A 23,032-nucleotide genomic window follows, 5' to 3' on the forward strand; every position below is an offset into this window, starting at 1 on the left:
CATCAATAAAATTAAGATCAAAACCTCAACCTTAATTCATGAGCCTGTAAAATATACTTTAAACTTATAGCAGACAATTCGGGCAACTACAGGCGAAAAATCCTTTTCCATCTCCTCTGCTGTTTCATCAACTGTTCAGAACAGTTATCCTTATCACAACAGTATGCTCCACGCCCTTCCAGCACAGCCTTTTCGTCAAAAAAAGGTGCCTCACCACGCCACACAAATCGTCGCAAAGTCTGCTTTTCCTGTTTTACACCGCAACTCACGCAGGTTCGCACAACCATAGTCGACCCTATTGTTGCTGAGTTGTTGGTTCTTCTGGATCCTGTCCTGCTTCAGCATTATCTGTGATCTCTTCAACCACAACAGCCTCTTCAGAAGATTCAGCATCTACAGTATCAGCATTTATATTCTCAGCCTCACTCGCCTCTACAGAACTTATCTCTGTTTCCTCTGCTACAAATGGATTTGCCTGCGCATCCTTAACAAGAGCGGCCGCAAACTCCTCATTTATAGCTCGTAAAACGGTAAGATCAGCAATCTCAGTCTGCGCAAGAACAGCCGTTGAAACAATACCTCTTGCCCAGAGCTGATCGGCAAGACCTTCATCTATACCGTGAATTTTAAGTAAACTTTGGTATCCAGGATCCTGCAAATTAGCATAGCGTTGCTCGCTCTTTACATCAATACGACAACCAAGCAACCTTGAGGCTAAACGTACATTCTGGCCCTGTCTACCGATGGCCAAAGAAAGTTGGTCATTTGGCACAACAACAAGCAATGAGTTTCTCTCTTCGTCATTACGTACCATACTTACATGCGCTGGCGCTAAGGCATTGTAAACATACTTGGCAATATCTGGACTCCAAGTAACAATATCAATACGTTCTCCCTGCAATTCCTGTACAACATTCTGCACACGAGAACCCTTCATACCAACACAGGCACCTACTGGATCGACATCACTTTCCGAAGAGCTCACCGCAATTTTTGCCCGAAAACCAGGCTCACGACTCACACCCAGAACACGAACAATGCCCTCACTCATCTCAGGTACTTCCATCTGAAAGAGTTTTTCTAAGAACTCATCACATGTACGAGAAAGAATCAGCTGACAATCGCGACTGGTCTGACGGACCTCAAGCAGATAAGCACGAATACGATCACCCTGCTTAAAGGTTCGCTTAGGAATCTGATGTTCTTTTGGCAAAATAGCATCGGTGCGACCCAGGTTAACAACCATATTGCCGCGTTCAAAACGCTGAACGATACCACTGACAACCTCGCCAACACGATCCTTATACATGTCATAAATAACATCTCGTTCGGCATCTTTCATGCGGTTAATAATAACCTGTTTTGCCGATTGAGCAGCGATACGACCAAGATCAGTGATATTGGACATTTTTTCGCCAAGATCATCTCCCAACTGAACGGCTGGATCAAGAATCCGAGCGTCTTCAAGAGCAATCTCTGTCTGCTCATCCTCTATTTCTTCAACCACGGTTCTAAATTGAAAGACATCAACCTCGCCATACTCTTCATTATAGCGAACTTCTATGTCACGACGGCTACCAAATTTCTTTTTAGCAGCAGACTCAACAGCTTCTTCTATAGCGCTGACCAATATTCCCTTATCAATTCCACGATCTCTACTAATTTGGTCAATTATGCGTTTTAAATCCGACAGCATATCTCACTCCGTTACTCTAACGTTCAACTCCTGCATCGGGAGATTTATCTTTTTATGTCTTTACGCCCAGTAAATTACAATACCAATCTTGCCTTATTCAGTTGCTCGATCCCACACTTCACAGCAATTTTTCCGTCAACAAGCAGAGATACTTCTCCATCCTCGACAGGACCGATTATTCCCTCAAAGGTCTTTTCGCCATTAAGAGGTTCGTGCAATTTTATACGAGCTTTTTTACCCGCAAATCTTTCAAAGTTAGCTAAAGATTTCAAAGGACGCTCCACACCAGGAGAAGAAACCTCTAGGTGGTAAGCTTGTTCTATGACGTCTTCAACGTCTAGGTATTGGCCAACTTCCCGACTTACCTGGGCGCATAGATCAAGTGTCACGCCACCTTCTACGTCAATAAACAGACGCAAAACCCAGCCATGTCCTTCACATCTAAATTGTATGTCAACAAGCTCTACATCCATGGACTGCAACACGGATGCAACATAGCCTTCTATTTTCTCTACAGCTGCCTCGCTCAAGATTCAACCTCTACGCAGTGACCACACGTCTTTATATAATAACAATTAAATTACATGCAGGCATAAAAAAAAGCGGGCAAAGCCCACTTCCGAAAGCTCTCCCCAAGATCTGGAAAAAGTATAACACAAATCACAGGATGTGATCTGCTACCGAACATACTTTAATAACCATAAACACCCATCTTTGTCAAGAAATAAGAGCGAGAAAGAATTCCACGAATTACCGGCTATTTCATCGATATACATTTTTCTATCCAGCCCCCAACCCCTGACAAAAACAAATAAAAGAGCTGTTTTTAGCCGGTCACAAAAAAAATTCTCGTTGACTTTTACGGGCTCGCTCTTTATTAAATGCCAATATGACAATTCTATTTGATATACTTTTATCAATAAGCTCAGTACCAAGGCTCTATGTCGTCAGCTATCGGTCATTTTAGCTCTCTGAAAAACAGCAGCACTGTATAAATTTGTGTTATTTTGTGTATGCTTGTTTTCTCCATCACAAGACTAGAGCCACGCACCCTGTATCGCCGCAAGGCATTTTTCCAAAAAAAATTTTCCGTAGCCCAAACAAGGATTTATATATAATATGACCACAAAAATACTTATCATTGCCGAGAAACCAAGTGTGGCAGGAGACCTCGCCAAGGTACTTCCTGGAAAATTCACCAAACAAAAAACACATTACGAAAGTGACAGCCATATAGTTTCCTATGCAGTCGGTCACCTTGTCAGCCTCTGCTACCCCGAAGAGATAGATCCGATCTATCAGAAATGGGGCTTGGCGAACCTCCCCATCCTCCCCGAATCATTTCCACTGAAGGCGGTGGAAAACACCAAGAGCCAACTTAACGCCCTAAAAAAGCTTATCCGCAGAAAAGATGTCACAGAGATCATCAATGCCTGCGATGCCGGACGTGAAGGTGAACTCATCTTCAAATATATTCTTAAGTACGTCTGGAATACGAGCGTTGCCAAAAAAACAATTAAACGCCTCTGGTTGCAATCGATGACCGCCGAATCCATCAAAAAGGGATTCAATAATCTGCGGGAAAACGACACCATGCAGAGCCTTGAAGACGCAGCCCTCTGTCGCTCAGAATCCGATTGGCTCATTGGCCTTAATGCCACCCGTGCCCTCACCGGATTCAACTCCCGCAAGGGAGGCTTTTTCCTCACCCCCTGTGGCCGAGTGCAGACCCCGACTCTTTCTCTCATCGTCAAAAGAGAGGCCATCCGCAATGGCTTCACCCCGACAGATTATAACTGCCTCCAGGCAAACTTCAGCTTTGAGACGGGAAGCTATTCTGGCAAATGGATTGATCCAAACTTCAAGAAGGATCCCAAGAACAGCTACCTGAGACAGGATAGAATCTGGGACAAGCAAAAAGCCCTGGCTATCTTGGAAAAATGTCAGCAAAAGCCAGCAAATGCCACAGAGAACAGCAAGGAATCCCGGCAAAGCGCCCCCCAGCTCTTTGACCTCACAGCTCTACAGAGAGAGGCAAACTCACGTTTTGGCTTTTCCGCCAAAAACACCTTGGGAATCGCCCAAGCTCTCTACGAAAAGCACAAGGCCCTGACCTACCCAAGAACAGACTCCAGACACCTGCCCGAAGACTATGTAGACACGGTAAAAGAGATCACCCAAAACCAAACAGGCTGGGAATTCGCAGCCATTGCCAAAACAGCACTGAAAGAGGGCTACATAAAGGCACAAACCCGCATCTTCAATAACAAAAAAATCTCTGATCACCATGCGATCATCCCAACAAACACCCTGCCACAAAACCTCAGTGAGCCGGAATTAAAAATATACACAATGGTGGTCCAGCGCTTCCTTGCTATCTTCTTTCCACCAGCAGTCTTCCACAACACCAAACGCTACTCTCTGGTGGAAGGTCAAACCTTTTTAACCGAGGGGAAAATACTCTTGGAGGCTGGCTGGAAGGTCGTCTACGCAGGGGCAGACGGAAGTACCGGCAAAGATAAAATCCTTGCGCCCATCCCTACAGGAAGCCCAGTCACCTGCAACAAAATCGAAAAAGAAGCACTGACAACCACCCCCCCCGCCCGCTATAACGAGGCGACCCTGCTATCGGCCATGGAAAACTCGGACAAGTTTATAGAGAACGAAGAACTTGCCGACGCCATGAAAGAGCGAGGCCTAGGCACACCGGCAACCCGAGCCACAATTATAGAGAAGCTGATCAAAGAAAAATACGTGGTGCGTGAGGCAAAAGATCTCGTCCCCACAGGCAAGGCCTTTGAACTGTTTTCACTTATCGAGGCAATGAAGATAGACACCCTCGCCTCTCCTGAAATGACCGGTGAATGGGAGTATAAGCTTAATCAAATATTTAAGGGCGAGATGACCAGAGATGATTTCATGCAAGAAATCCGTCAACTTACCCAACAAATAGTCGACAGGGTAAGAGACTTCAACACCGATGAAGAACGTAGCCTCGCCCCCTTCAGCCCCGTGGGAGAGACAGTCATCTACTCCACCCCTACAGCCTGGGTCTCAGAAGATGGGACAATTGCCATCAGGAAGGTCCTGGGTGGCAGACTCATGTCAAACAAAGAAATAGTGGCCCTGCTTGAAGGAAAGAGCCTCGGCCCCTTTAGTGACTGGCGCTCCAAACGTGGCAAAAATTTTACCGCAACGGTCAGCCTCAAAAACAACAAGATTGAATTTATCTTTGCAGATTCAACGGCCGATCTCGACATTGATAGCATTAAAAAACAGGAACCTCTCGGACTCTCACCCGTTGACCAAACGGCAGTTTTTGAAACACCTGTTGGCTATATGTCAGAATCAGCTCTTGACGGAGAGAGCAAAAAAGGTTTAAAAATCAGTAAAGTTATCCTAGATAAAACCATCTCCAAGGAAAATATCCAACAGCTACTCACTGATGGAAAAACAGAACTTATACAGGGATTTATCTCCAAAAGAAAACGACCCTTTGATGCCTATCTTTTAATGGACAAAAAAGGAAAAATAACTTTTGAATTTCCTCCCAGAAAACCAAAAAATAAGCCACAAGACTAGATATTGCAATAAGATAGAACAAAACTGCAACTAGAAGCTTATTATAAAGGGGTAACTAGTTATTGCCCTAAAAAAATTAGTAGCAAACAAACACTATGAAACAGATAAAAAAAGAATTCCGTGACAAAAGCAGCGTTGAACTCGCTGAAATTTGTGCCCAGATTGCACTTGACAATAAGGCAGAAGATATCGTCATCGTCGATGTACAGGGCCGAGTAAGCTTTACCGACCAGTTCGTTATCATGAGTGGCCGTTCCACCCGTCACGTCCTGGGTCTTGCTGAAAATATAGAAGCTGCCTTTCGCTCCAAAAAGGTAAAGGCATCCACTGCCGAGGGTCTCGAAGATGGCATGTGGGTTCTCCTTGATTTTGACGATATCATCGTCCATATTTTCTACTATGAACAACGTGAGTTCTATGATCTTGAAGGCCTATGGAATGAGGCTCCCCAAAAGAAAATCACCGAGTAAAAATAGGTAAACCGCTTTCTCAATTATTCTACACAGCTCATAATCCCTAAATGGACTCATGAGCTGTACTTTATTATCTCCACACCTGGAAATAAAGATTATTAAAGAGAGTTTCTATGCAATATTTTAGTACACGGGGCGAAACAGCACCTGTTTCATTTACAAAGGCTGTAATGATGGGCCTTGCAGAAGACGGCGGTCTTCTCCTGCCAAGGACAATCCCCAGGATCGGCAACGAGACCTTATCATCCTGGGAAAACCTGAGCTATGCCGAACTCGCCTTCGAGGTAATGTCTCGCTTTATCGACGATATTCCTGAAAACGACTTAAAAGCCCTCATCAATCGCTCCTATGCAAGCTTTGAGGCAGAGGATGTCGCTCCCCTGGTGCATCATGGCGACCTCCATATCCTTGAGCTCTTTCACGGACCCACCCTGGCCTTTAAAGATATTGCTCTTCAATTTTTAGGCAATCTCTTTGAGTACCTGCTGGAAAAAGACGACAAGGTGCTCAATATAATAGGAGCAACTTCCGGCGACACAGGAAGTGCGGCAATATATGGAGTAAGGGGCAAAGAACGAATTCGTATCTTCATCCTTCATCCCCACAACCGAGTCAGCCCTGTCCAGGAAAAGCAGATGACCAGCATCCTGGATGACAATGTTTTCAATATTGCCATCGAAGGATCTTTTGACGATGGTCAGGCTATCGTTAAAAAAATATTTGGCGACCTCGACCTAAAAAAAGAATACTCCCTTGGCGCCATCAATTCCATCAACTGGGCCCGGGTACTTGCTCAGGTTGTATACTATATCTATAGCTACCTGCATGTACGTACCCACGAAAAGATGCCCTCCATGGATTTTACTGTGCCCACCGGAAATTTTGGTGATATATTTGCAGGCTATATCGCCAAGAGAATGCTCCCCGAAGGCGCCATTCGCCAACTTGTTCTCGCCACCAATCAAAACGACATTCTTAACCGTTTTGTTGGGGCCGGCGACTACTCCCTCAGCGATGTGGCCATGACCACCAGTCCTTCAATGGATATACAGGCGGCATCAAATTTTGAACGCTATCTCTACTACCTCATGGATAGCGAAGCAGGAAAAACCAAAGAGCTGATGGAACAATTTAGCCAGGAAGGCAAGATCGATCTCTCTGACTATCTCGACCAAATCCGTAGAGACTTCTCCAGTGTCGCTGTCTCCAACGAAGAGGTCTCTGAAACGATCTCCGACTTCTACAACAAGTACGACTATGTGCTCGACCCACATACTGCCGTCGGCGTAAAAGCTGCAGGCGACAAGTACACAGTTGGAGTACCCATGGTCTGTCTCTCTACGGCCCATCCTGCAAAATTCCCTGATGCAGTACATGATGCTATTGGGCGTGACCCGGAAGTTCCTCCATCCATCGACGGCATTCTCGAAAGAGAATCTCGTTGCCAGGTGCTGGCCGCAGATGCCAAGGTTATTGTTCAATATATAAAAGACAACGCAAAAACCGCACAAAAAGAGCAATAAGATTCAAACCGAGATCCCCCAAGCGCTGCTTGACTTTCTCAAATAGGTGCTCTACATTCAGATGACCTTTTGCCTCCCCATGGGGCGATTATGTGCAAACACTGCAGGGCAAAGGGTCACAATATTCTACTAACCAATCATAGGCCTAATAGCATTTACAGGCCTATCAGATAAAGGTTTATTCTTTGATAGAGGTATAATTATGTTTGGACTTGGTATGCCGGAACTTATTGTTATCTTGGTTATCATCGTTATTATTTTTGGTGCAGGCAAATTACCGGAAATTGGCTCAGGTATCGGCAAGGGAATAAAAAACTTCAAGGAAGCCACTAAATCCGAAGAGGCTGCCAAAAAAATTGACAAGTCCGAGGAAAAATCCGAGGAAAAGCCCGAAGATAAATAAGCTTGTCCAGCTCTACCCAACCAAAGCCTATCCCTACACAAACGCCCAGTGTCCTCTTGCTGGGTGTTCCCCCTAGCCACGGAGTTTTCATATGTTCGGTCTCGGAGCCCCTGAGCTTATAGTTATTCTTGTTATTGTCATTTTAATTTTTGGTGGTAAAAAATTGCCCAAGCTTGGCTCAAGCCTTGGTCAGGCAATGAAATCTTTTAAGCAGGGCGTTAGTGACGTTGAAAAGGGCAGCAAAGACATTATGGGCGACATCCCCGGCGTCCAGGAGGCAACAGAGCTCAAGGAGAAGGTAGATCAGGTGAAAAACCTTGGCAAGGTGACAAAAATATTCAAATAGGCAGGTAAATACTTCACAAACAGAACATAACAGAAAAATCGACTCAACATTAAGACGATTATTCGAAAAAGACCCGCTAGTCAGATTCCCCGGCCAGCGTCACCAAGCTTTCTCCTCCCGAGCCTCCTCTTTTCTGGCAAAACATCTTATCCCAGAGGAATAAAAGGCCTTTTTGTAAAAAAAAGGTCCCCTACAGCATGAGAAGAACGGACAAGCAGAGGCGTTGCAGCATTGATTGTTTCTCACAATCCAGACAATTCAGAAGATTGTTCTCCCCGTACCCCTTGCAACTTTTTTTTGTTCTCCTCGCTTGACTTTCCCCCTACCTTCCTGTAAAATTGACTTTCTTAGTAAGTTTGTTTTATCGGTGATATCGTTTCAGTTTACTTCTCATAAAACACCATTACCGCCCAAACAGGTATTATCCTTTTTCTTTTACAGGAGAAAACATGTGTCGTTTAGCTTTAAAAACCGCAACTGAACCTTTTTCGCCCTATGAGGTTCTTGAAGCCATGGAGGCTATGCAGGAGGGTTACGACGGTTCCGGCCTTGGCCTGCTCCTTCGTGGTCTGCAGTTTGCGGACTTCAAATACAATTCAAAATACCCCATATTGTCCGGTATTGCCCACTCGGAAGAGGCATGGGCCCGGATGAATGATTTTATGGACGAACGTGGTTATGAACTTAAGTATGACCATCGCTTTGCCATGGACCCCAAATACGCACAGACCGAAGGTCGTTTTCGCTACTTCCTTCGTGCCTATCGCATGCCGGAACGCTTTAAAAATGCTAGCCAACAAGAGAAAGATGATGAACTACTTCTTACTCGACTTGCCCTCCGCCAAAATGGCGAGGCACATGGCAACGACTTAACCGCCTTCTCCTTTTGGCCCGATGTCGCGATAATCAAAGAGGTTGGCTGGCCCCTTGAAATTGGCAACGCCCTTCGCCTCTATGATGGCCAGATAAAGTCCCGTATCTGCATGGCCCAGGGACGACAAAACACCAACTACGGCATTAACCTCTACGCCTGTCACCCCTTCTTTATTCAAGGCATTGCCACCATGACCAATGGCGAAAACACCGCCTTTGTGCCCATCCGTGAATGGCTCCAGGCCAGACAATTTCCAGGCTATGTTGGCTACCAAAGTGACTCTGAGGTTTTTGCCCATATACTGCACTACACCCTCAGAGAGCTCAAATTGCCGCTGGAGGCCTATAAGCATATCATCACCCCACTCTCTGGACGAGAGCTGGACGTTCATCCGCAGGGTGATTTCCTTAAAGGACTCAAGCAAACCTGTAGACGCCTCATCATCGATGGCCCCAATGCTATCATTGGCACCCTGTCGGATGAGACCTGTCTCCTGGCAATGGATCAGAAAAAACTTCGACCTGCTACCGTTGGCGGCCGAGAAGGCGAATGGGCTATTGCCTCAGAACTCTGTGGCGTTGCTGCCATGGTGCCTGACCGTGACCCATCCCTTGATTTTCAACCTATGCGTGAACACACAATCATCGTCCCACCAGATAGAAAGGAGTTGAAGATATGGTCTCAACAGGATCCATTCCAGTTACCCCCACTAGCTTAACATACAGCGATCTCCCGTGGATTATTGAGCACAGAGAGGATAGATGTACCCTCTGTGGAAAATGCACAACTATATGCCCAAAGGGTGCTATCAGCCTGAGCTATAGACGTCAACGTTTACCCAAGCTCGATGTTTTCAGTAAAAAACGCTCCAGTGACTATCGCACCTTCACCGGTATTCGCCAGAGCACCGATCTTGCCCATGCCTGCATTGGCTGCGGCATGTGCGCCATGGTCTGCCCCAACGAGGCCATAACACCGGTCGCAAACGACAACGAACACCGCAGCCAGTTCTTCCACAATATAAATGGAGAACCATATAAACGCGGTGGACGCCGCAATATAAGCGGAGCTACCCTGCTTGACCGTATCATGTTCAACCGAATTTCCATGCTTACCGATCCCGCCCTGGACGCAGGCAGACATGAGTTCAACGTAACCACTACTCTTGGTCGGGTCTTGGCCCCCAAGGAGTTCCTTGATCGTACCCGCAAGGGTGAATGGATACCTCCCACCAGGGAGATATTCCCCTTTGTCATTGGTTCCATGTCCTTTGGTGCTCTCTCACCGAATATGTGGCTTGGCTTGCTCCAGGGCGTTGCCTACTGCAATGAAGTCCTGGGAATTCCAGTCGTTATGTGTACCGGCGAGGGTGGTTGCCCTCCATGGGTACTGAGAAGCCCATACCTCAAGTATATTATCCTGCAAATCGCCTCCGGTTATTTTGGTTGGGATGAAATCATCCGTGCCATTCCGGAAATGGAGTGCATGCCAGCAGCAATTGAGATCAAATATGGACAGGGAGCAAAACCCGGTGACGGCGGACTGCTTATGGGACATAAGGTAAGTCAGCTCATCTCCCGACTACGTGGTGTACCTCAGGGCGTTGATCTACCTTCACCTCCAGTACATCAAACCCTGTACTCCATTGAAGAAAGTGTTATGAAGATGATTCAAACACTCTCCACCGCATTTGATCACAAGGTACCGGTATACCCTAAGATTTCAGCCTCCACCTCGGCAAAATCCGTGCTCAACAACCTGGTGCGTAACCCCTATGCTGCCGGACTTACCATCGATGGCATTGACGGCGGAACCGGTGCAGCCTATGACGTTTCCATGCATGCAACAGGACACCCTATCGCCTCCTGCGTACGTGAATGTTATCTCGAGTTGGCCAAGCAGGGAAAACAGAACGAAATTCCTATATTTGCAGCAGGTGGTATCGGCAAAAACGGCAATGTTGCCCAAAACGGTATGGCCCTGATAATGCTTGGTGCATCGGGCGTTCATATTGGCAAGTATATCATGCAGGCCGCAGCCGGCTGTCTCGGTAACGAAAAAAACCGTTGCAACGTATGTAATCTTGGTATCTGTCCAAAGGGAATCACAAGCCAGAATCCAAAGCTCTACCGAAGACTTGACCCCGATAAGGTGGCCGAGAGAGTAGCCGAGGTATTCTGCTCCATCAATACCGAGGTCAAAAAAATCATGGCTCCTCTTGGTAGATCGCAAAGTCTTCCTATTGGTATGTCAGATGCCCTTGGTATTGCCGACAAGGCAGCGGCAGATAGACTCAACATAAAATACGTTTGCTAAAACGATAGCTGATATGTCAGATATTATTTCCAATCTTATGACATAAGGAGTTTTCAGTGACAAGAACTGTGATAAACGGCCTCGATGAAAACGGTCGTCGAATAAGCTCTATGGAGTTTGAGAAAATGGTCCGGGCTGCTGCCAGCAGCTCAGCCAATATCCATCTCAACTCCTACGGGCAACATAATATAGGTATTAGATTAGAGCACAAAGAGGGACTCAACATCACCGTTGAAGGCCCTTCTGGACAGCGTCTTGGTTGCATGGGACTTCCCGGCACCAAGATTGTCTGTAAGGGCGCCACCTCCGATGATGTCGGCTACCTGAATATTGGTGCTGAAATCACCGTCCTCGGTGACGCCACCAACGGTGCCTGTAATGCCATGGCCATGGGCAAGGTCTATATTGGTGGCTCCATTGGTGCCCGTGGTCTGACCATGACCAAGTGGAACCCGGAGTATGAAAAACCTGAACTGTGGGTACTTGGCTCCACCGGCGATTCTTTTGCCGAATTCAACTGTGGTGGTATTGCTGTCGTCTGTGGCATCAAGCCCAAAACCCCGAAAAATATACTCGGCTATCGACCATGTGTCGGAATGGTTGGCGGCTCGATCTACTTCCGTGGACCAATAGATGACTCTTACTCAAGACTTAATGCCAAGCTCTGCAAACTAGATGACCAGCAATGGCAGTGGCTCCTTGAAAATATGCCGACCTTTCTCGGCAATATCCAAAGAGAAGATCTTAGTGAAGAACTCACCATCCGGGAAGATTGGCATGTCCTGAGCTCCATTACCACCCAAGAGCGGGCTCTTATGTGGGCAGGTCCCATGCCCATGGCAGAATTTCGCCGTGAACACTGGGATAAAACCTTTGGCGGTGACCCCCTACGTGATATTGCCCCTGGCCTTGACCGTAGTCCCATTAATGCCATCACCACCGGAGAACTTCGTCGCAAAAAGCCCTACTGGGCCAACAACGAATATTCTGCTCCCTGCACATACTACTGTCCAATTCACATTCCAACCGTGGAACGCCTGCGTCTTCTCCGAGAGGGAAGGGCAGATGAGGCCTACGAACTACTGCTCCGCTACACGCCTCTTCCCGCCTCTGTCTGCGGCGCTATTTGTCCTAACCAGTGCATTCAGAATTGTTCAAGAAAAGGTGTTGATGAGGCCATTGACACCCAAATTCTTGGTCGGGCAGCTGGACATTTTCCGGCGCCTAAACCAGCAGCTGCCACAGGCAAAAGAGTTGCCATCATTGGTGGTGGCCCCGGCGGCATGAATGCAGCATGGCAACTTGCCCTTAAAGGTATTGAGGCCCATATCTTTGAGCAAGATGACAAACTCGGCGGCAAGCTGGCAGGAGTAATCCCCTGGGAGCGCCTGCCACAGGCAACATGGCAGTATGAAATCGATCGTTTCACCTCCATGGAGGGGATCGAACTGCACCTGAATACCACCATGACCAAGGGAAAGTTTGCCGAGCTGCAAAGAGATTATGACTACGTTATCGTAGCCGTAGGAACCCACGAGCCACGAAGCATTCCATTTCCAGGACATGAGAAGGTGATCCCGGCCCTCCACTTCTTAAAGGATGCCAAAAACGCCAGCCACCCTCCACAGGTAGGCAGAGAAGTCGTGATCATCGGCGCAGGCAATGTCGGCTGTGATGTAGCCTGTGAGGCCTATCGCCTCGGCGCGGAAAAGGTTACCCTGATAGATATCCAAAAGCCGCTGGCCTTTGGTAACGAAAAAGAGGCAGCCGAAGCACTGGGCGCTCAATTTCGTTGGCCAATAACCACAAAGGAGGTAACGGATCAGGGTATTATCACCACGGATGGCGAACTGATACCTGCTCAGACCGTTATTGTCTCTATTGGTGATGTTCCCGCCCTCTCCTTCCTGCCGGATTCCGTGGAGACCATGACCGTTGGTGGCGCAGATTGGGTAACCACCAACGAGGCATATGTTACCTCAAACAAGAAGGTACTTGCCGTAGGCGATGTAAAACGACCAGGGCTTGCAACCAACGCCTTGGGTGCTGGCAAAGACGCCGCAGAGTACATTCTTGCCACCGAAAAAGGCGAGAAGTGGGAGCCCTTCAGCAAACCACTCATTGCCCAATCCGCCCTGACCATCACTCATTACGCGCCGATAGCAAAGGAAGCAACAGAGGCAAATCAGGCCGACCGTTGTCTCTCCTGTGCCTCCTGCCGTGATTGCCATCTCTGTGAAACCATCTGTCCAGAGGGTGCCATTTCACGGGAAGATCTGGGCAACGGAGAGTATCGCTATGTCTCCAACGACGATAAATGTATCGCCTGTGGTTTTTGCGCCGACACCTGTCCCTGTGGTATCTGGGTCATGAACCCCTACTAGAGTTCAGCCGACAAAGAGGGCTCGGCGTAGACGGCGAGCCCTCTTTCCCCCTCCCACCTTCTTCCCTCTCACAAAAGTCACTTTCATAGTGACTCAAACTGCTGTATACTCGCCATAGCTATCAAGCGGTAATTCAAAAAAATCGCCTGTTATCATTTAATTAAAATTTACCTTTCATGGTTATATGGCAATGATTGACCCCCTACGTAAGATCCTGACCCCCCTCAAAGAGACACAAAATATTCGTGGTGTTGAGCTCCCCATCGGTTTGGAATTTCTCCAGCTCGTTGTTACCGGCCCCCCCGGTGCCGGCAAATCGTATTACATTGACCAGATAGGCGGTTGGCCCAACGAGGGCTATATAGATCTCACCCATAAGGGTTGGTGGAAAGGGCAATCCCTCACCTATCGACCACGGGAGGTGCATCTGGGAATCCCCTTCAAGGGCTATAAAGAGGCCATAACCGTTTTTGACCGGGAATGGCTCGATGCCCCCACCCCTCCACGGCTGGACCTGTCACGCATAAAACTCCCCCCTGCCCAGGATGGTCTCTTTGTTACCAACTGGAACGACAGATATATTTTTGAATTTCTTATCCCCGATGCAGCGACCGTCTACGCCCAGAGAACAGGCCGACAAGACGAGGGATATTTCCCGGTAGATGACGATCTCACCCTTTCCATGGTCGAAGAACAACTGCTGGTATATCAGGAGGTGGCTCACTATCTCCATAGGGCAGGAATGCACGTCTATGTACGCAAAGGTCTCAACTCACCGCCAATGATCATTGTAGAAAAGGGAAGTGGTACGGTTCCCTTCTGGTCTGTTGAGAAGAAGGTGGAGCGCCCCAGCCTACGCACCCTCGCCGGTTGGCGCTATCTACTGCTTCACCACAGACCCATCAATTGGTTGCATATTAGCCATGAGAACAAACTCTTAACCAAGTCCGGCAGAATTGCCCACGATGGTCGCGGTTTTAAACTCCTCCTTGGCAAACAGTCTCTCTACTTTCAACCCGAAATCCCCCTGGGAATCTCTAAAAAAGAACTGACCAAGAACTGGACCTTTAGCAGCAGCCTCCACTGCTCCGCGCCCAACAGCCCCGCTTTTTTGCGTTTGTGTGTAGGGGAGACCGCCATCCTGGGACGCCTTAACCAAGCCCTCACTGACATTGTCCAACTGGATAAATCTGTAGCAGGACGGCATGTCAGCGTTTCTAACATCAAGGGAGATCTCGTTCTCACCCCCCTTGATAATACGGCAACAACATCCATTCGGCGCCTAAACGACCTTGACCATCGGGAAAAACTGGAAAGCAACCGCTATGCCTCCTTTATCGCTCTTCGCAAGCTGATGGAGGGTCCCATCCAGGAGCTGGATACAGAGAGAGCCCTGAGCGACCTACAACAGATTAATAAAATTTTGGCAGGAGAAAGCTCCCGCCCCATCAATAAAAACGGTGAGCCGGGAGGCATCCTGGACCTCACAGAGGATGCCAACGCCATCATTGTCGGCGACCTCCATGGCCAGGTGGACAATTTTCTTAAAATTCTCACCGAAAACTGTATTATCCATAATCTGAGAAAACGGCGCTCCACCCTGATTATTCTGGGAGATGCCATCCACTCCGAGATTGCAGGCGAGATGGAAGATATGACCAGCAGTGTCCTACTCATGGATATAATACTTCGTCTCAAACTGGCCTATCCCAAAAATGTCCACTATATTCGGGGTAATCACGATAGTTTTGATGCCACCATCAGCAAGAATGGAATATCTCAGGGGCTACTCCACAAGGAGCATCTCCTTAAGATCCGTGGCTTGGAATACGTAAATGCCATGAACGCCTTTTGGCAGCAGATTCCCTATATCGTCCGCTCACCAATTTTTTCCGCCTGCCATGCAGGACCGCCCCTGACTGAATGCCCGAAAATGATCTTATTAATGTAAGATACAGAGCGGATCTGGCAAAAGAGCTCACCTCTAACCGGGTAGAGCGACCAGGGAGTATGAATGGCTACAATAAAAATGACATAAAACGTTTTCGCAAACTGCTGGATCTTGGCTCCAGAACAGCTGTTATTGTTGGCCATACCCCCCTTGACCCCTTTGCCAGTGTATGGACAGATGCGGGCACAATCAGAAGTCATCATATTGTTTATAGCGGACATAATCAGGGGCCATCAATATTTACCCAGTCTACAGGAAAAATGATCCAGGTCAGCTACCCCTATGAACCATTAATAAAATTAATAAATAAGATTCGCTAATATATTGACAGGTAGTTATAGAGAGACAGATAATACGGTTATTTTCTTGACAGCCTTACTGTCATACAATAAAAACCGTGGAAATCTGTTTTTATTAATCCCTATCGAACTAATAAAAGTAAGGTATTATATTATGGCTCTTTTACCAACCAGTGCCCTCTCGGGACTCCTTCGCGGTTCGCCGTTTAAACCTATTCAGGAACATATGAGAGTAGTATTTTCCTGCGTTTGCCAGATACCACCATTATTTGATGCCCTATATCACAAAGATGACGTTCAGCTCTCCATATTTGCTGAAAAAATAATTAATCTTGAGACCGAAGCGGATAAACTCAAAAGCAAGTTTCGTCTCAATATGCCTAAATCGCTCCTGCTTCCAGTTGATCGTAAAGATCTTCTCGGTCTCATCAGTGATCAAGATGCAATTGCAGATACAACGGAGGAAATTGCCCAAATACTGCTCTACCGAGATATGACGGTACCAGAAGAATTGAAGGTGCTCCTTGACGAACTCCTTGAGGCCACCATAGAAATTTCCTCCGACGCAAAGGCCATCATCGAACAACTCGACGAACTCCTGGAAGTAGGTTTTGGCGGAAGAGAATTTGATAAAGTTACAAGGATGATCGCTGGCGTTCGACGTGGCGAACATAATATTGATAACATACTACACAGATCTAGACGTGCCCTTTTTGAAGTAGAAAATAGCCTTGACCCTGTCTCGGTTATGTTCTGGTATGAGATTCTTGGTTTACTCGGTAAGATTTCCGATTTAGCCGAGAACCTTGGCGACCGCCTGCTTCTATTCATGTCTAAATAATCTGGGGGAAATATGGAAATTATTGCCGCACATGGCACAGCAATGCTCATTATGGCCGTTATATTCGGCCTGTATATGACCTGGGGCATAGGCGCTAACGACCTCGCTAATGCCATGGGAACTTCGGTTGGAGCCGGAGCGATCACCGTAAAGCAGGCCATTGGAATTGCTATTTTTTTTGAATTCCTTGGAGCTGTTATTGCAGGTGGAAATGTTACTAAAACCATTCGAAAGGGAATTATTGATCCCTCAACCCTGGTCAACACGCCTGAGATACTCGTCTACGGCATGCTTGCCGCCCTTCTTGCGGCAGCAGTATGGCTAATGATAGCCTCATCCCGTGGTTGGCCTGTATCCACCACCCACTCCATTATCGGTGCTCTGGTGGGCTTTGCCATAGTTGGCATTGGTCCGGGAGCCGTGCATTGGGGAAAAATAGGCAGTGTTGTTGCCAGTTGGATTGTCTCACCTATAATTGGTGGAACCATCGCCTATCTGCTCGTTATGAGCACCAGAAAGCTTATTTTTGACACAGCTAACCCTCTTAAAAATGCCAAAAGATATGCGCCCTTCTATGTCTTTCTAGTAGGGTTTATCATCTCGCTGGTTACCCTCTTTAAGGGTTTGAAGCATCTCAACATCGACCTCACCTCAGGGCAAAGTCTTCTCTGTGCTGCTCTTTTTGGTTGTTTTACCGCCCTTATGGGTTGGTATCTCACCAAAGACATTAAAGAGGATGTTACTGCCAACCGAGAGTTCAGCTTTGCAAGTGTTGAGAGGGTATTCACCCCCATGATGCTCTTCACTGCCTGCTCCATGGCCTTCGCCCACGGCTCAAATGACGTAGCCAATGGCATTGGACCACTTGCTGCCGTCTATAGCATTATTAGCTCCGGTGGTGAAGTTATGCAGGACTCACAGCTTCCCATCTGGATCCTTCTTCTAGGTGGTGCGGGTATTGTCCTTGGTCTTATCACCCTCGGTTACCGGGTAATGCTTACCGTGGGGAAAAAAATCACAGAGCTTACCCCCTCCCGAGGTTTCTGCGCAGAACTTGCCGCAGCCATTACCGTTGTTATTGCTTCGCGTACGGGACTGCCTGTTTCCACCACTCATATCCTTGTCGGCTCCGTACTCGGGGTAGGCCTGGCACGAGGAGTAGGAGCACTTGACCTGCGGGTGATCCTCAACATTGTCATATCCTGGGTTGTCACCCTGCCCGCAGGGGCATTTATGGCAATGCTCTTCTTCTTCACCCTTAAGGGTATCTTTGGTTAAAACTCTCTTTGGTTGCAAATATTTTAAAAAAATATTTGCAACCAATGCCTACTTACCCTGCAAACGATCAAGCAACTCCAGAGCCTTCTCACTCTCCTCCTTTATTTTCTTAGTCGTTTTCGCATTTTTAATCGTCTGGTTAAAATTAAAACGAGCAAGCCTTAGCCTCCCCCTATACAGATTATATTTGCCAAGATAATAGGTAGCCATACCCTTTTTTTTCTGACTACTGGCAAGACGCCCCAGTTCATAGTAGGCCTTATCATATTCAGGCATAGCACTGAGGACACTCTTATAATACTTTTCTGCCTGGGTAATATCTCCCCTTCTTGCCATCAACCTGCCAAGGTTAAAAATGGCAAAGAGATTGCCAGCATCACGGGCCAAGGTCGCCCGCAAATCCTGCTCTGCCGCCACAAGCTGCCCCGCCTCAAGCTGAATATATCCCCTGTCACCAATCAATGCGATCTTATCCGGAAAATCCTTAATTGCTTGGTTTATATACTGAAGACTTCTTGGATAATCATTTTCTCGCAGGGCAACAAGGGCAAGACCATAGCCTGACATCTTTTTTTCAAACTCTGTTGAGCGGGCAGAGGTATGAAGACTAATAAGCAGATCACGAAAGGAGGCAGACTCTGTTACCTGAGAAAGCACCCTGTACTTAAAACGAAAAAAAGCAAAATTATCAACTTTAACAATCCCTCTACCACCTCGTTTCTTATCAATAATGACAAGAGATTCAACATACTCAAGCCGAGCCTCTGGATTGGGGTGAGTCACAAGATACTGAGGAAGTTTTTCACTGCGATAACGGGCAATGCGACGCATTGTACCCAACATCTTCACCTGTCCCTGCGGATCCCGGTGCAGGGCCTTCATCCAATCATAGGCAAGCAAATCAGCCTCCTCCTCATGGATACGGCTATAGTGAAGGGATATACTTCGTCCCGTGGCCATGGCTCCAACTAACAGGGCTGGAGCAAGGGCTCCACCGGTCAGAAGAGCAAGCAGGGCAAGACCCGCAGTAGCTACAGTACTCACCTTACCCTTATCCATCCTGGCGGCAAGATGCCTCCTGACAACATGACCAATTTCATGGGCAAGTACTGAGACGAGCTCATCCTCGGAGTTCATTGCCGCAATAAGGCCGGAATAAAAGAAGATCAATCCCGAAGGAGCAGCGAAGGCATTAAAGTCCTTACTATCAACAACATAAAAATGATAATCAAAATACTGAATGCCCGCAACACGAAGCACCTCATCACCCAAGGAGTTTATATACTGGTCAATATCAGGATCATCAACAAGAGGAAAAGCTCCACGGACTGAATAGAGGAGCTTAGCACCCAACTCCTGCTCTTCCTTAACACTAAAGGCTGAGCTCGTTGCCGGCATACTGACAATAAAGAAAAAAGCTACAAGAACAGCCGTGTATTTACGGTGATACCTTTTAATCTTTTTTAAAAGACGCAACGAGACATATAATTCCCTCTTCCATTGAGACAATAGGTGCATATCCAAAATCCTTTTGGGCATTTTCAATAGAAAAATAGTGTGATTTTGCCAGTTGCTCCGCAACAAATCTGGTCATGGGCGGATCGTTTTGCAGGCCAAGAACTCTATAGGCACCTTCAAAAAAGGCGCCCAAAGCATAGGCCAGAGAGAAGGGCACAGATCTTTCAAGCGGTGGCACATCCAGACGAACAAAGAGCTCATTAAGCCAATCCCACAGATTCACAGGCTGGCCCTGACTGATAAAATAGGCCCTGCCAGCAGCTGTTCCAGCGCGCAGCAAATTATTTGCCGCCAGCAGATGGGCATGGGCAACATTATCCACATAGGATACATCAACAATATTATCTTTTTTGCCAACAATCTTCAAACGATTTTGCAGGCGACTGGCCACCAGACGAGGAATGAGATGCGGATCGCCAGGCCCCCAAACCAGATGGGGCCGCAGGGCAACACAGGCAAGGCGGGAGGGATCTACCGCAAGCACAGACTTCTCCGCCATCACCTTGCTTTTGGCATAGTGACAGAGAAATTTTTCCGGATAGGGCAGACTCTCATCTCCATTAGCAATCGACTGTCGATTAAAAACAACCGAGGGGGTCGAGGTATAGACCAGGGCCCGAACCCGACCTAGACAGGCTGCGATAACAGACTGCGTCCCCAGAACATTGGTCTTGTAATAATCATCCCATTCACCCCAAATACCTGCCAGAGCGGCAACATGAAAAACCACATCCATACCCTCAACGGCACCCACCATAAAGGCCTGGTCACCGATATCTCCCCGGTAACATTCAACCCCCATGGCCTCAAGCTGAGGATAGAGACCACGGCCAACAACACGCACCTGAACTCCATCGGCCAGTAGCATCTGGACAATTGCCCGACCGACAAAACCATTTCCACCTGTGACCAGGGCCCTCTCTATTTTGCCCGTGACAACTCTTGACTGGCCCATACCGATAATTTCTCCCGAAATATTTTCGCATTATGTCGAATATCCACGGGAAAAGACCTGTGAACAAGAAAGTGTTCTATCTCAGCGGTAAGAGGGTCAGCCGCCGCAAGTGCTCGAACATCCTCCAGTAGATCCCCATCCGAAATAGTGGCCCCCTTTTTCTTCTCGACAATAAGGGCGGGCTCTGTAACTCCTCCAATCCCCTTTACTGCCACAAGGGCCGAACGGTAGACATCATCATGCTCATTAACAATGGCCTCACAGGGAATGGTGAAGAGGGTTCCCGCTTCTGTCACCACCCGATGAGCACGACGGCCACAGAACCACAACAGACCATCCACATCAAGATAACCGGTATCACCCATACGATGCCAAAAGGTGGCCCCATCCTCTATTTTAGCCAGACGGGTCTCGTGGGCATTATTATCATAGGCCCGAGTAACCACATTACCGCGGACAATAATTTCTCCTATCTCTCCTGCGGCACAGACCTGCACATCCTCTATACAGGCAATAGGATCATCGGAAATAGTAATAACCCGCACCTCCATACCGGGTAGGGCACGGCCAACACAGGCGCCTGCCCCCCGCCTACTTCTCTCCCAGGTCGAAGACAAAATTTCCCTGCCGGTGATGGAGACAATGGGCAGACTCTCCGTCGCCCCATAGGGGGTAAATATCTCTGCATCCTTTGGCAGCATCTTCTCCACCCTCTGTAAAAGCTCACCAGATACGGGGGCACCTGCCATGAGGACCTTCTTCAGAGAGGGCAGAACAATCTTTTTCTGCACACAGTAGTGACTCACCACATTCCAGATAGCCGGCGAACCAAAGGAGTAGGTCACTCCATATTTTTCAATCGATGCGATATACTTTTGCGGATCAACCTGAGCCGGCTTGGTCGGATCCATATCAGGAATCACAGCACAGGCCCCGAGAGACGTTGAAAAGAGGGCAAAGAGAGGGAAGCCAGGCTGATCAACATCGCCTACACCGATACCGTAGTATTTCCCCACATGCTCACGTTGGGCGGCAAAGAGATCATGTTCATAACGGACGCCCTTAGGGGCACCGGTGGATCCCGTGGTAAAGATAATTGCCGCCAGATCATCCTTTTTAGGCTGATGGGCTGGATAGGCATGCATGCTCTTCACCCCGGCCCTGCGAATATCCGGCCCAAATATCCCACAGGCACTCCCACAACAGAAAGAGAGCCTGATGGTGGAGAAGGTACGGCGAAACAGCCTGGAGACCAGAAGCGCCTTGGGAATGCCTATCAAAACAGCAGGCGTCACCCGGGCAATACAACGCAATAAGTTCTTATAGCCCATGCCCGGATCAATCAGAATAACAGGAGCACCAAGCTTAAAAAGGGCAAAGGTCAGACAGATAAAATCCGCCGATGGCTTGACCATCAGCATGACGCGATCGCCCGATTTAACGCCTGAATCACGGAGATAATGAGCATAACTATCGGAGAGACGATTCAGCTCTGCAAAGGACATTTCACGCCCCGTGGCAGCCTCAACAAGCCCTCTCTGCTCTCCATACTTCTGGGCAACCTCCTGCAGGGTTCTACCAATATTCAGCACCTTAATCTTCCTCGCAAACTGTGAAAAAACGTTCTAATCGCGGAGCAATATCAGCAAACTCATCTTCTAATATATAGTGACCGCCATTTTCGTAATATACCTTTTCCGCATAGGGAACCCGCTCACACCACTGCCGATAAAAGTGATCATTAAAGCAGAAGTCCTTTCCACCCCAGAGGATAAGGGTTGGCACCTGCCGCGCGACCAGGGCCTCTAGCCCCCGCTCCACCTCCACCAGGGTTCCATAGCTGGGATGGGCTGAGTTCAGCGGAATATCATGGACAAATCCATAAACAGCAACCCGTTTTTCCCAGTTCGAGTAGGGAGCAAGATATCCCGCCACCACCTCTTTGGATAATCTCTTCTGCACGGCCATAAAGCTTGCAGGCCAGGCAAAACCATTCAGTCCTCGGACAAGATACTCACCAAAAAGAGGAGCCCGACAGAGACTGATACGCAGGGGTATATGAGTTGAACGAAATGCTGCGGTATTCAATACCACCAATTTTTCTACCCTCTCCGGGGCAAATGCAGCACAGCCAACCCCGATGGCCCCACCCCAGTCATGAACCACCAGAGAATATTTTTCTATCTGAAGATGCTCCAGCAGCTGAAAAAGATTCTGCCGATGGGTTTGCAGGGTATAGGAATAATCCTGGGGCTTATCCGAAAGACCACAACCCATATGATCCACGGCAATAATGCGGTGGGTCTTAGAGAGAAGGCTGATGACTCTACGGTAATAAAATGACCAGGTTGGATTACCATGGACCAGGACAATGACGGGGCCATGCCCCTCATCCACATAGTGCAGACGTTGACCGCCTATTTCGAAATAATTCGATTGAAAAGGATACTCTGTAAACACAAGTCCCCACTTATATTTAAATTTAACATAAGTGCACCTCCAAATATCTGAAGATACGCGTAATAGATCAGCTATAACGATTTTCTATCTCTACTGCTCAAAGGCCTCCTGACAATCTTACAAAAGGCAGAGC

The 23,032-nt window shown here is 47.7% G+C and carries 19 protein-coding genes; 12 read left to right on the forward strand and 7 right to left on the reverse strand.

The genetic code is table 11. From position 1 onward, the window contains the following. Nucleotides 1-86: 86 nt before the first annotated feature. From DP_RS13270 to DP_RS13280, 3 genes are all read right to left on the reverse strand, one after another. Complete coding sequence (locus tag DP_RS13270; RefSeq protein ID WP_041278029.1) at nucleotides 87-287, reverse strand: DUF448 domain-containing protein; 201 nt, start codon at nucleotides 285-287, stop codon at nucleotides 87-89. Nucleotides 288-295: 8 nt separating this feature from the next. Beyond that, on the reverse strand, nucleotides 296-1,696 hold the full coding sequence (nusA, locus tag DP_RS13275; protein ID WP_011189855.1) for a transcription termination factor NusA: 1,401 nt from the start codon (nucleotides 1,694-1,696) through the stop codon (nucleotides 296-298). 74 nt (nucleotides 1,697-1,770) lie between these two features. Further along, nucleotides 1,771-2,226: a ribosome maturation factor RimP gene (locus DP_RS13280; protein WP_011189856.1), complete on the reverse strand. Its 456-nt coding sequence runs from the start codon at nucleotides 2,224-2,226 to the stop codon at nucleotides 1,771-1,773. A 589-nt stretch (nucleotides 2,227-2,815) separates the two neighbouring features. On the opposite strand from DP_RS13280, the gene DP_RS13285 reads away from it, so the two are divergent. The 12 genes from DP_RS13285 (at nucleotide 2,816) to DP_RS13340 (ending at nucleotide 17,966) form a co-directional block, all read left to right on the forward strand. Next, a complete protein-coding gene (locus DP_RS13285; protein ID WP_011189858.1) occupies nucleotides 2,816-5,278 on the forward strand; it encodes a DNA topoisomerase III in 2,463 nt (820 codons plus the stop codon). A gap of 95 nt (nucleotides 5,279-5,373) precedes the next feature. Then, a complete protein-coding gene (gene rsfS, locus DP_RS13290) occupies nucleotides 5,374-5,748 on the forward strand; it encodes a ribosome silencing factor (RefSeq protein WP_011189859.1) in 375 nt (124 codons plus the stop codon). Nucleotides 5,749-5,864: 116 nt separating this feature from the next. Next, nucleotides 5,865-7,274 (forward strand): threonine synthase, encoded by a 1,410-nt coding sequence (gene thrC, locus DP_RS13295; protein WP_011189860.1) that lies wholly within the window; start codon nucleotides 5,865-5,867, stop codon nucleotides 7,272-7,274. A gap of 202 nt (nucleotides 7,275-7,476) precedes the next feature. Continuing rightward, on the forward strand, nucleotides 7,477-7,677 hold the full coding sequence (gene tatA, locus DP_RS13300; RefSeq protein WP_011189861.1) for a twin-arginine translocase TatA/TatE family subunit: 201 nt from the start codon (nucleotides 7,477-7,479) through the stop codon (nucleotides 7,675-7,677). A 91-nt stretch (nucleotides 7,678-7,768) separates the two neighbouring features. Beyond that, entirely contained in the window at nucleotides 7,769-8,023 is a 255-nt protein-coding gene (locus DP_RS13305; protein WP_011189862.1) for a Sec-independent protein translocase subunit TatA/TatB, read from the forward strand. Between the two features lie 449 nt (nucleotides 8,024-8,472). Further along, nucleotides 8,473-9,615 (forward strand): class II glutamine amidotransferase, encoded by a 1,143-nt coding sequence (locus DP_RS13310; protein WP_011189863.1) that lies wholly within the window; start codon nucleotides 8,473-8,475, stop codon nucleotides 9,613-9,615. Next, complete coding sequence (locus DP_RS13315; protein WP_011189864.1) at nucleotides 9,573-11,213, forward strand: glutamate synthase-related protein; 1,641 nt, start codon at nucleotides 9,573-9,575, stop codon at nucleotides 11,211-11,213. The genes DP_RS13310 and DP_RS13315 overlap by 43 nt, the downstream gene beginning before the upstream one ends. 56 nt (nucleotides 11,214-11,269) lie before the next feature. Next, nucleotides 11,270-13,597 (forward strand): FAD-dependent oxidoreductase, encoded by a 2,328-nt coding sequence (locus tag DP_RS13320; protein WP_011189865.1) that lies wholly within the window; start codon nucleotides 11,270-11,272, stop codon nucleotides 13,595-13,597. Nucleotides 13,598-13,787: 190 nt separating this feature from the next. Beyond that, the gene (locus tag DP_RS17075; protein WP_162096663.1) at nucleotides 13,788-15,548 is read left to right on the forward strand and encodes a metallophosphoesterase; all 1,761 of its coding nucleotides are present in this window, start codon (nucleotides 13,788-13,790) and stop codon (nucleotides 15,546-15,548) included. Continuing rightward, the gene (locus DP_RS13330; RefSeq protein ID WP_011189867.1) at nucleotides 15,521-15,868 is read left to right on the forward strand and encodes a hypothetical protein; all 348 of its coding nucleotides are present in this window, start codon (nucleotides 15,521-15,523) and stop codon (nucleotides 15,866-15,868) included. The genes DP_RS17075 and DP_RS13330 overlap by 28 nt, the downstream gene beginning before the upstream one ends. Before the next feature lie 133 nt (nucleotides 15,869-16,001). Further along, nucleotides 16,002-16,688: a TIGR00153 family protein gene (locus DP_RS13335; protein ID WP_041278030.1), complete on the forward strand. Its 687-nt coding sequence runs from the start codon at nucleotides 16,002-16,004 to the stop codon at nucleotides 16,686-16,688. Between the two features lie 12 nt (nucleotides 16,689-16,700). Then, the gene (locus DP_RS13340) at nucleotides 16,701-17,966 is read left to right on the forward strand and encodes an inorganic phosphate transporter (protein WP_011189869.1); all 1,266 of its coding nucleotides are present in this window, start codon (nucleotides 16,701-16,703) and stop codon (nucleotides 17,964-17,966) included. A 48-nt stretch (nucleotides 17,967-18,014) separates the two neighbouring features. Here DP_RS13340 and DP_RS13345 read toward each other — a convergent pair whose 3' ends face one another. Genes DP_RS13345 through DP_RS13360 form a run of 4 tightly spaced genes read right to left on the reverse strand, consistent with a single transcriptional unit; the run spans nucleotide 18,015 to nucleotide 22,899 of the window. Further along, nucleotides 18,015-19,442 carry a beta-barrel assembly-enhancing protease gene (locus DP_RS13345; RefSeq protein ID WP_041278031.1) on the reverse strand — a complete coding sequence of 476 codons (1,428 nt, stop codon included), beginning with the start codon at nucleotides 19,440-19,442 and terminating at the stop codon, nucleotides 18,015-18,017. Then, the gene (locus DP_RS13350) at nucleotides 19,420-20,439 is read right to left on the reverse strand and encodes an NAD-dependent epimerase/dehydratase family protein (protein ID WP_011189871.1); all 1,020 of its coding nucleotides are present in this window, start codon (nucleotides 20,437-20,439) and stop codon (nucleotides 19,420-19,422) included. The genes DP_RS13345 and DP_RS13350 overlap by 23 nt, the downstream gene beginning before the upstream one ends. Beyond that, nucleotides 20,406-22,031 carry a fatty acid CoA ligase family protein gene (locus tag DP_RS13355; RefSeq protein ID WP_011189872.1) on the reverse strand — a complete coding sequence of 542 codons (1,626 nt, stop codon included), beginning with the start codon at nucleotides 22,029-22,031 and terminating at the stop codon, nucleotides 20,406-20,408. The genes DP_RS13350 and DP_RS13355 overlap by 34 nt, the downstream gene beginning before the upstream one ends. Before the next feature lies 1 nt (nucleotide 22,032). Further along, on the reverse strand, nucleotides 22,033-22,899 hold the full coding sequence (locus DP_RS13360) for an alpha/beta fold hydrolase (protein WP_011189873.1): 867 nt from the start codon (nucleotides 22,897-22,899) through the stop codon (nucleotides 22,033-22,035). Between the last annotated feature and the right edge of the window lie 133 nt (nucleotides 22,900-23,032).

Origin of the sequence: Desulfotalea psychrophila LSv54 (assembly GCF_000025945.1) — a bacterium.
Classification (GTDB): Bacteria; Desulfobacterota; Desulfobulbia; order Desulfobulbales; family Desulfocapsaceae; genus Desulfotalea; species Desulfotalea psychrophila.